We start from the raw sequence: 10296 nt of genomic DNA, 5'->3' as shown, positions 1-10296 counted from the left end.
ATCACCCCTGCCCACAGGCGGCCGATAACTCGACCGTCCTCCCGAAAAGACCGAGAGATCGACCTCGATTCACCATCGGTGGATCGAGGCTTAGCGCCGCATGCCCATAAGCGAGACGCGCCGACGTCCCACAGGCCCGAGTCCTCACTCGGCGTTGTCTGCCGCGCGGGCTCGGTGCCGCCGTCTGGCCGCTCCTCAACGATGGCTGCCGCCCCAGCCATGACGTCCTGGCCTCGGATCCTGGCTGCCGAGCCATTTGGTACGGGCGCACAATGGCTGCCGGATGCCGTTGTGAGGCCAATCCGGCCGGGCGCATCCGAACTGGATGAGGCTGCAGCATGGGGTCGACCTAAGGAACGTTTGGTGGTTGCCGGTCGTGCCGCCAACCTGACTCACTCCCTGCTCCGCAGGCTCTCAGTAGGACCCCTTTGATCATCTTCGCCATGATGGATTCCCGAATATGATTCGAGAATGGCGTTCGGTTGACGTCGGGTTTGTGAGCTATCCATAGCGGGATTGTGGCGAATTTCCGGGTCCAGCTATGTGAATCGAAAGTGCCGCCGCGGAGTAGTACGCTAGTTCGAACGCGAAAACCCCGGCGCACGCGGGTTCCGCGAGCACCGGGGTTCCGTCTTGATTCGCACCTAGACCATATCCCGAGGTCAGCAGGTGAGCCACACCCGGCTACCGACCTGTTACACCTATGTGTCCTCACCCTCGTGCGCCGGACCACCCTTCATGGAGGTTCGGATGCAGCTCGTCGCAGCGCACATCACCCACTACCGGTCAATCGAGGACTCGGGCCGGCTGGACGTCGAACCCGACGTCACCTGCTTGGTCGGCAAGAACGAGTCCGGGAAGACGACCGCCCTTCAGGGGCTCTACCGGCTCAACCCCGTCGAAGCCGCCGCGACGTTCGACGAAGTGATCGACTTTCCGGCCCGGCTCACCCGCAAGCGCAAGGAGTACCCCGACGGACGCCGGATCCCCGTGGTGGTGGCCACCTTCCGCTACGAGCCCGAGGAGATCCTCGAGATCGAGGAGGATCTCGGTGCCGGTGCCCTGCGCAGCCCGGAGTTCACGGTGACGATCGGGTACCGCAACAGCCGCCGGAGCATCGTCCACGACTATGACGAGGAGGTGATCGTCAAGCACCTGCGCGCCGGAGTGGACCTTCCGCGCACGGCGGCCCAGGACGTCAACGCCGCGACCACGATCGCGGAACTCCTGCAAGCGCTCGACAACCTGGCGGAGCCGCCGTCCACCGCACAGGAGCTGGTGGAACGGATCCGCGACTGGCGGGGCGAGGACGTCAACCTCTACCTGATCGATCAGTACGCGGTCCCCAACATGCCGAAGTTCGTGTACTTCGACGACTACGACTCGATGCCCGGCAAGATCTCCATCCCGGATCTGATCCGCCGGCGCGACGCCGAGGACATCGACCGGGGCGAGCGCGCTTTGCTCAGCCTTCTGGCCATGGCCGACGTCACGCTGGAGGACTTCCACGAGACTGACCAGCACGAACGACTGATCAGGGAGCTGGAGAACTCCGGGAACGTGATCTCCGACGAAGTCTTCGAGTACTGGTCGCAGAACGACGAGCTCGAGGTCGAACTCCAGGTCCTGCCGGCCGAGACCGGGGCCGCCCCGCCCTACAACGAGGGGCCGATCCTGCAGATCCGGGTCTTCAACCGGCGCCACCGCGCCTCGGTCCCGTTCGACGAACGCTCCCGCGGCTTCGTCTGGTTCTTCTCCTTCCTGGCCTACTTCACCGACCTGGAGGAGGCGGCCACCAGCAACCTCATCCTGCTGCTGGACGAGCCGGGCCTGTCCCTGCACGGCCGCGCCCAGCACGACCTGCTGCGTCTGATCGACAAGCGGCTGGCGCCCAAGCACCAGGTCCTCTACACCACGCACTCGCCCTTCATGGTTTCGCCGGACCGTCTGCACCGCGTCCGCACTGTCATCGACCGCGAGAAGGTCGGCACGAAGATCTCCTCGGAGATCTTCAAGGCTGACAGCGATACCGTCTTCCCGCTGCTGACGTCCATGGGCATCGAGATGAGCCAGACGCTGTTCGTCGGCGAGCACACACTGCTCCTCGAGGGCCCCAGCGACCTCATCTACCTCGACGTCCTGTCCGACCTGGCCCAGGCCAAGGGGCTTGAGGGACTCGACCCCCGCTGGGTCAAGACGCCGATCGGCGGGTCGGGCAAGCTGTCCACCTTCGTCACCCTCCTGGGTGCTAACAAACTCCACGTCGCGGTCTTGGTCGACTCCAGCACCAAGGACGTCGGGGCTGTCAAGCACCTGCGCGACAACGACCGGCTCGCCGCCAACGGGCTCGTCCAGATCAGCGAGTTCACCGGCACCGCGGACGCCGACATCGAGGACCTCTTCGAGCGCGATCTCTACGTCGAACTGGTGAACCGCGCCTACGAACAGCACCTGACGAGCCCGATCACCACCGGTGACCTCAACGCCAACGACCCCCGGATCGTCCGGCAGGTCGAAGATCACTTCCGCAAGCACAACATCGCAGGCGGCAAGCTGGATCATTTCAAGCCTGCCGCCGTTCTTCTCCGGAAGCAGCACGAGGTCCTGGCCGAGCAGCCGATCGACGACGCCACCATCAACCGCGCTGCACAGCTGTTCGCCAGATTGAACGCCCTGCTTCCCTCCTAGAAGGACGCTGGTCCCGGGGGCGGCCCGTGGCCGCCCCGGGGATCACCCTGGCTCAACCAGCGCAAGAACCCGATGAGGGGAATGATCTTCGTCATCTCGACGGGTCATGGCCCCCCTCTGCGCACGCTGGTCCGCTCGTCTAGGGGTGGCTCGTTGGTGTGGGCTCGCGGCGAGAGGACACCATGTTCGCCCGGATGATGCCCGCATCACCAGCGGAGGATCAAGATGGCCAACCTCGCCGCGGCTCCGATTTGCCAAGGACCCGTGTGAGGGCGGCGTCGTCCACGGGCGAGATGATCAGTGGGCGCAGCGGCCCTCCCATTCCTGGTGCGTCGGCCACAAGCGGAGACTTACAGGGCACCACCTCCCATAGGTGCCAGCAATCCCGCAGGCGGTGGGGCTCGCACTCACCACTGTGTCTGCCGGCCGGGCAACATCGATGTGAATCGGGGGGTGACCAGGCCCGATCCGTGCCCGCGAGCAAACATCGAGCAGACAGGGGGACGGAACGGGGCGAATCGGGCGGCGGGCAAACCGGGACAATCTCCCGTTTGCCCTGGTCAGGGGTGGTGGGTCGCGTGGGACTCGAACCCACAACCTACGGATTAAAAGTCCGAAATTGTCGTGTCGGAACGGGTTTCACAGTGGCATTGTATGCCAAACCGTCCACATCTCGCCCGGTTTCCTTGCTGTCTAATGTCGCTGCATGCCGATTCGTTTCAGAACTGCCGAGCCGACAACGAGCCGCCATGGACCGTCGGTGATCTCGTGGCTTGCTCGGCGGCGACCTCGGCTTACCTGCACGGATGAAGTTTTCGGCAGTGCAGGGCTGGTGCCCACCTCGCCGGTATCGATGAACAGCTCCACTAGTTCCGAAGGTTGGAGGCGGCCAGGCGGGACTGGACGGCTAGGAGGGGAATCAGGGCGGCGAGTGTCCAGGTGAGTCCGATTCCTTGGGCCAGCCAGCCGATGAGCGCGGGGCCGAGCAGGATGCCGGAGTAGGTCATGGTCGTGAAACGGGCGAGGAGGCCGGCGGCTCCGGGACCGTCCGCGCCGAGGTGCCCGACCACGCTGAAGAGCACTGGAAGCGGCGTGGCCAGCCCAAGGCCCATGACGGTGAAACCTGCGATGGTCAGGGACGCCCAGGGGCTGAGGACGACGACGGTCAGGCCTCCTGCCGCGACGAGGGTGCCCGCACCGATCAGGACACGGGCGGGGAGGCGCGTGAAAAGTCGGTCGCCCACCAGCCGTCCCGCGGTCTCACAGGCGATGAAGGCGATGTAGCCGAGAGAGGCCACGCCCAGCGACGCGCCCAGGTCGTCGTGCAGGTAGACGCCGCTCCAGTTGGCGACGGCGGCCTCGACGGTCAGCACGGTGGCGCCCATGGCCCCGAGCGCCAGCAGGCGAGGCGTCCAGCCGGTACGCCACCCGGGACGGTCCGCACCGGCCGTGGGACGCGGTCGCCGGTCCGAGCGCGCGGGCAGCAGGCGAGGTGCGGCAAGGAGCGCGAGGGCGACCAGCCCCACCCCCACCACCAGGTAGTGGGAGGCCAGGGACAGGCCCGCCTGCGCGGCGGCGCCACCGGCCACCGACCCGGTTACGGCACCGATGCTCCAGGCCGCATGACACCCGTTCATGATCGGACGGCCCAGTTCACGTTCGACCGCGACCGCGTGCGCGTTCATGGTCACGTCGACCAGCCCGTGCACGGCGCCGAAGAACAGCATCGCGGCGGCCAGCGCAGCCAGTCCGTCCGCCAGGCCGACGCCGAGCAGGGCGAACGGGAGCACGAGCGTCGCCGGCCGCAGGATCCACGCGCTGCCGAGTCGCGCGGCCGGCCCGCCGGTGAGCTGCATCGACAGCACCGCCGCCACCCCGAACAAGGCGGACACCACGCCCAGTTGCCCCGCCGTCAGCTCGTGCTCGATCTTCAACGAGGGCGTGCGCACGGCCAGGGCGGCGATCGTGAGACCGTTGGCGGCGAACAAGGCGGTGACGGCCCAGCGGGCGAGCACCGCTCGCGGTGCGGCGCGCCTGTCGTTCACCGGGGTCATCGGCCGGACCGCGGTGGCAGGGTTCTGATCTGACATCTGCCTCTCCTCCTCATCGCTCGTCCAGACGACGAAGGGAGAAGGGTCAGATGGACACCTCGGCGAGGCGGCGGGAGAGATAGCGGCGCTCGGCCTCGGTGGACGGCAGTTCGAGTGCCTCCCGGTACGCGACGGTCGCTTCGGCGCGGCGGCCGAGACGGCGCAGCAGGTCGGCACGAGTGGCCGCGAGCAGGTGATACCGGGACAGCCCGCCCGACGCGGCCAGATCGTCCACCAGTGCCAGCCCGGCCGCGGGGCCCTCGGCCATGGCCACCGCCACCGCTCGGTTCAGCTTCACCACATCGGACGGGATCATCTCCACGAGCCGTCCGTAGAGCGCGGCGATCTCGGACCAGTCGGTGTCGTCGGCGTCCCGGGCCGTGGCGTGGCAGGCGGCGATCGCGGCCTGCACCTGGTAGGGCCCGGGACGCCCGCGCCGCACGGCCGCGTCGAGCAGGGCGGTGCCCTCGGTGATCTCGTCGAGGTCCCAGCGGGTGCGGTCCTGGTCCTCCAGGGTCACCAGGTCACCGGCGGCGTCGACGCGGGCGGTGCGGCGGGCGTGGTGCAGCAGCATGAGCGCGGCGAGTCCCTGCGGCTCCGGCTCGTCCGGCAGCAGCCGCATCAGCAGGCGGGCCAGGCGGATCGCTTCCGCGCACAGGTTCGAACGCAGAGGGCCGTCGCCGGCCGTCGCCGAGTATCCCTCGTTGAACAGCAGGTACAGGACGGCCAGCACGCCGCCGGTTCGCTCCGGGAGCAGGTGGGACGGCGGCACCCGGTACGGGATCGCGGCATGCCGGATCTTGTTCTTGGCCCGCACCAGCCGCTTGGCCATCGTGGGCTCCGGCACCAGGAAGGCGCGGGCGATCTCGGCGGTGGTCAGGCCGGTGAGGGTGCGCAGGGTGAGGGCGACCCGCGCCTCCAGCGGCAGCGCGGGATGGCAGCAGGTGAAGATCAGCCGCAGCCGGTCGTCCGGCACGGTGGCCTTCACGGCCGGGACGGACGTGCCGAGTCGCGCCTGTGTCGCGACCTTGCGAAGCTTGTCGGCCTCCGTGGTGCGGCGGCGCAGCCGGTCCAGGGCGCGGTTGCGTGCCGTCGTGGTCAGCCAGGCCCCGGGACGGGCGGGCACGCCGTCCCGGGGCCAGCGCCGCAATGCCTGCGCGAAGGCGTCCTGTGCGGACTCCTCGGCCAGGTCCCAGTCACCGAAGGACCGGATCAGGGTCGCTACCACGCGTCCCCACTCCTCACGGAAGGCGGAGGCGACCGCGGCCTCGACGTCCTGGTTCAGCCCTCCCAGAGCGGCCTCACCTCGATCGTCCCGAAGCGGGCTGCCGGGTGCTTGGACGCGACCTCGATCGCCTCGTCCAGGTCCCGGCACTCGATCAGATCGAACCCGGCGATCTGCTCCTTGGTCTCGGCGAACGGCCCGTCCGACAGGAGCACCTCGTCGTCGCGGACCCGCACGGTCGTCGCGTCCACGACCGGCCGCAGCCGGGCACCGAACGTCCGCACCCCGCGAGCGTCCATCTCATCCGTCCACGCGATGGGCAGCGCGTCGTCCCCTTCCGGCTCCACGGACTCCTCCACGCAGACCAGCATCATGTACCGCATGTCACCTCTCCATTCCTGTCGACGTACCCCCACGACGAACGGGACGGCTGTAGATGGACACGGCGCGGCGCAATCTACACGTTCAGTCCTCAGCCGTTTGTACTTCTTCCTCATCCAACGCACCAGGTAGACATTGATGCGCCTGAGCAGCGGATAGAGCTCCGACCTGTAGAACCGGCCGCAGTAGTTCACCCACCCCGCCACGATCGGGTTCAGCCACCTCATCGCGCTGCGCGGGCTGCGGCGCGGCGAGGCGGCCGGATTGCGATGGTGCGAGGTCGACATACACGCAGGAACCGCGGTGATCCTCCGGCAGGTGCAGCGCAGGAACGGCCTGCTGACCGCGTGCGCGCCCAAGACGCCGCACAGCAACCGGGTGATCGCGCTGGACCGCACCACCGTGACAGCGTTGCGGGCTCACCGGAGCAGCGGGCCGAGCAGGGGGCGTTCGGCCAGGGGTACCTCGACAGCGGTTATGTGTTCACCAATCTCAACGGTGAGCCGGTGTCGCCAGGATGGTTGACCCATCAGTTCCAGCGGTTGATCACCGAGCAGGACAGGCGCGGCTGCCCCGAACCCCCACCAGGAAAACGAACAGGCCTACGCGTGCGCGCCCCCGGGCGCGACCGGCCGCACAGCCTCCCGCGTTGTAGTGGCTCGCACGCGACTCAGAGCTTCGGCTCCCGACATGAGATCTCGACCGGGAAAGGACAACCGCATACCGTTTCGCACCTGACGACCGGTCGGTGCGCGATCCAGACAGCGAGCCGCCACGGCTGTTTGGCGTCTAGCTGCTTCCGTGTCGGTGGCCTCCACTTTCACCTGCTCGGACGAGGTTTGCGCATGCTGGTGGGTGCGATGTGGTGTTTGGTGCTCGGGTGAGCTGTTTGTCATATGCCGCCGTCCCTTGACAGAGTGCAAGTGCATGGTCTTGGTTGTTGCACATTGATTGCAGTAACTGAGGGGATGCATGGGTTCGTCATCGGTGGTCCGGTCGGCCGTGGTTCCGGAGCCCGACGATGATGATCTTGGGGTGTCCTCCCGCCGGCGACGGTACGTGCTGCTTCTACTCGGGCTGATGGCGGTCTTCTGCGGCACGGTGGTGGCGGCGGTCGGGATGGGCGCGGTGTCGGTGTCGCCGCTGACCGTGCTCGACATCGTCGGTCATCACCTGATCGGCAGCCCGGCCGAGGTGACCTGGAAGTCGTCGCATGACGCGATCGTGTGGCGGGTGCGGTTGCCGCGTGTGCTGCTGGGGGCGGCGGTGGGCGCCGGCCTCGCCGTGACCGGGATGGCGTTGCAGGCGATGGTGCGCAACATGCTCGCCGATCCGTACCTGCTGGGGGTCAACTCCGGTGGCTCGACCGGGGCCGCGGCCGCGATCCTGTTCGGGTTCGGTGTCGGGTGGGGCGAGCACGCGCTGCAGATCGCCGCCTTCCTGGGGGCGCTGGTCGCGTCGCTGCTGGTCTTCGTGATCGCGCGGACGGCCGGGCGGATCACCTCTACGCGGTTGCTGATGACCGGGGTGGCCGTCGGGTACGCGCTCTACGCCCTGACCAGCTTTCTGATCTTCGCCTCCGACTCGGCAGAGGGGTCCCGGTCGGTGCTGTTCTGGCTGCTGGGCACCTTGGCGCTGGCGCACTGGTCGGCGCCGCTGGTCGTGGTGCTGGCCGCCGTCGCCCTGGTCATCGCGCTGCTCACGCTGTGGGGGCGGCGGTTGGACGTGCTGGCGATCGGTGACGAGACCGCGCACACCCTGGGCATTTCGCCGACGCGGTTCCGCCTGGTGCTGCTGGTCCTGGTGTCCCTGGCGGTGGGGGTGCTGGTGGCGGCGTCGGGCAGCATCGGCTTCGTCGGGCTGGTGATCCCGCACCTGGCCCGGCGCATCGTGGGGGCCACGCACCGCCGGGCCGTTCCGGTCGCCGCGCTGATCGGCGCGATCTTCCTGCTGTGGGCCGACCTGGCCGCCCGCATGATCCTGAGCCCGCAGGAGCTGCCGATCGGCATCATCACCGCGATGGTGGGCGCGCCGTTCCTGCTGATCCTGGTCCGCCGCCTGCACGCCGGAAGCGAGTGAGGCATTCATGATCGAAGGACGCGGGCTCACCTATGCCTACGGCGCGACGACCGTGGTGCGCGACGTCGACGTGCGGGCGGAGTCCGGCCGGATCCTCGGGCTGCTCGGGCCCAACGGCAGCGGCAAGACCACGGTGGTGCGGATGCTCACCGGGATCGTGACTCCGCGCAGCGGCAGGGTCCTGCTCGACGGACGCCCGCTGGACTCCCTCACGCACCGCGCGCTCGCCCGGCAGGTCGCCGTCGTCCTCCAGGAGTCGTCCGGCGACCTGCCGATGACGGTGGCCGACATGGTCCTGCTCGGCCGGGCACCGCACCAGACAACGTTCTCGCGCAACAGCGCGGAAGATCACCGGATCGCGGCGGCCGTGCTGCGCCGGGTCGGCGCCCGGCATCTCGCGGACCGGGTGTTCGTCGGGTTGTCCGGTGGCGAGAAGCAGCGCGTGATGATCGCCCGTGCGCTGGCGCAGCAGCCCACGCATCTGGTGCTGGACGAGCCGACCAACCACCTCGACATCCGGTTCCAGCACGAGCTGCTCACCATGATCCGCGGGCTCGGCATCACCACGGTCATCGTGCTCCACGACCTGAATCTGGCCGCCCGCTACTGCGACGACGTGCTGGTCCTCCAGGAAGGCGAGGTCGTCGCACACGGGCCGTGCGCCGACGTGCTGACCTCTGAGCTCCTCCAAGGCGTCTACGGCGTCGGCGTAGAACGCCTCGACACCTCCCGCGGCATCCAGTTCCTCTTCCATCCGCTCGACGACAACGAATGCGCACCGGCGTCCACCACCGCGGCCGACCCGCGACGCCACGCCGATCACCGCAAGGAGAAGACCGCCAGATGAAGAGATGCCTCGCCTGGATCACGGTCGGCCTGCTGGCCGCCACGCTCACCGCCTGCGGCTCGGCCGGCTCCGGGGACGGCGGCCGGGGGAACACGTCGGCGAACTATCCCTTCACCGTCAAGAACTGCGGGGTGGACGTCACGCTGGACAAGGCGCCCTCCCGCGTCATGATCGTCAACAGTGCTCCGCTGCAGTACCTGTCCACGCTCGGTGTGCTGGACCGGCTGTCCTCGCGGGCCGGGAAGTTCCCGCCGGAGTACTACTCCGAGGAGACGCTCGCCGCGGTCAACAAGGTCCCCTCCCTCACCGACCGGCTCGGCTCCGACGGACACTTGAAGATCTCCACCGAGTCGATCATCGCCGAGGAACCCGACGTGGTGCTCGGCCTGCCCGACGGCGTCTCGCGGGAGGCCCTGTCCGCCGTCGACATCCCGGTGCTGAACGAGCCCAGCTTCTGCCCCGAGGGGATCGAGAACCCCGGCTACGAGACGATCTACGAGCAGATGCGGCTGTACGGGAAGGTCTTCGACCGGCGGGACAAGGCCGAGCAGGCCGTCCGGGATCTCCAGAAGCGCATCCAGACCGTCCAGGCCGGACTGCCCGACCAGAAGGGCCGCAAGGTCGCGGTCCTGTGGCCCTACCGGGGCGAGGGGACCGTCGGTGCCTACGGCGGCCAGAGCATGGCCACGCCGCAGCTCAAGACGCTCGGTGCCCAGAACGTGTTCGCCGACACCGACAAGCGCGTCTTCGAAGTCTCGATGGAGGAACTGCTGGGGCGCGACCCCGACGCCATCCTCCTGCTGCACACCGACGGCACCCAGCAGGAGATCAGGCAGGCGCTGCTGGACATCCCCGGCGCCAAGGATCTGCGCGCGGTCAAGGACGACGCGATTCACGTGCAGCTGTTCAACTTCACCGAACCGCCCACGCCCCTGGTCCTGGACGGCCTGGAGCGCCTGGCGACCTACTTCAAGGGAGAGTGACCG

At 68.2% G+C, this 10296-nt stretch carries 7 protein-coding genes and 1 pseudogene; 4 read left to right on the top strand and 4 right to left on the bottom strand.

Annotated elements, in window-relative coordinates; all coding sequences use genetic code 11:
• Positions 1-750: 750 nt before the first annotated feature.
• Positions 751-2688, top strand: coding sequence for an AAA family ATPase (locus tag ABTW95_RS30055; RefSeq protein WP_089327881.1), 1938 nt, complete (start codon positions 751-753; stop codon positions 2686-2688).
• Positions 2689-3554: 866 nt separating this feature from the next.
• Here ABTW95_RS30055 and ABTW95_RS30050 read toward each other — a convergent pair.
• From ABTW95_RS30050 to ABTW95_RS30035, 4 genes and pseudogenes are all read right to left on the bottom strand, one after another.
• Entirely contained in the window at positions 3555-4778 is a 1224-nt protein-coding gene (locus ABTW95_RS30050; RefSeq protein ID WP_500228043.1) for an MFS transporter, read from the bottom strand.
• Between the two features lie 46 nt (positions 4779-4824).
• A complete protein-coding gene (locus ABTW95_RS30045) occupies positions 4825-6006 on the bottom strand; it encodes an RNA polymerase sigma factor (protein ID WP_500228042.1) in 1182 nt (393 codons plus the stop codon).
• Positions 6007-6059: 53 nt separating this feature from the next.
• Positions 6060-6386: a YciI family protein gene (locus ABTW95_RS30040; protein ID WP_500228046.1), complete on the bottom strand. Its 327-nt coding sequence runs from the start codon at positions 6384-6386 to the stop codon at positions 6060-6062.
• Positions 6387-6482: 96 nt separating this feature from the next.
• A pseudogene (locus tag ABTW95_RS30035) lies at positions 6483-6611 on the bottom strand (group II intron maturase-specific domain-containing protein); the annotation flags it as partial.
• 832 nt (positions 6612-7443) lie between these two features.
• Here ABTW95_RS30035 and ABTW95_RS30030 point away from each other — a divergent pair.
• Genes ABTW95_RS30030 through ABTW95_RS30020 form a run of 3 tightly spaced genes read left to right on the top strand, consistent with a single transcriptional unit; the run spans position 7444 to position 10293 of the window.
• Entirely contained in the window at positions 7444-8463 is a 1020-nt protein-coding gene (locus ABTW95_RS30030; protein ID WP_500228041.1) for a FecCD family ABC transporter permease, read from the top strand.
• Between the two features lie 7 nt (positions 8464-8470).
• Entirely contained in the window at positions 8471-9310 is an 840-nt protein-coding gene (locus ABTW95_RS30025; protein WP_500228040.1) for an ABC transporter ATP-binding protein, read from the top strand.
• Positions 9307-10293 carry an ABC transporter substrate-binding protein gene (locus ABTW95_RS30020; RefSeq protein WP_500228039.1) on the top strand — a complete coding sequence of 329 codons (987 nt, stop codon included), beginning with the start codon at positions 9307-9309 and terminating at the stop codon, positions 10291-10293. The genes ABTW95_RS30025 and ABTW95_RS30020 overlap by 4 nt, the downstream gene beginning before the upstream one ends.
• Positions 10294-10296 lie beyond the last annotated feature (3 nt).

The organism is Spirillospora sp. NPDC127506 (assembly GCF_040302145.1).
Lineage (GTDB): Bacteria > Actinomycetota > Actinomycetes > Streptosporangiales > Streptosporangiaceae > Spirillospora.
The sequence above is the reverse complement of the archived record's forward strand: the minus strand, read 5'-3'. Positions and strand labels throughout refer to the sequence as shown.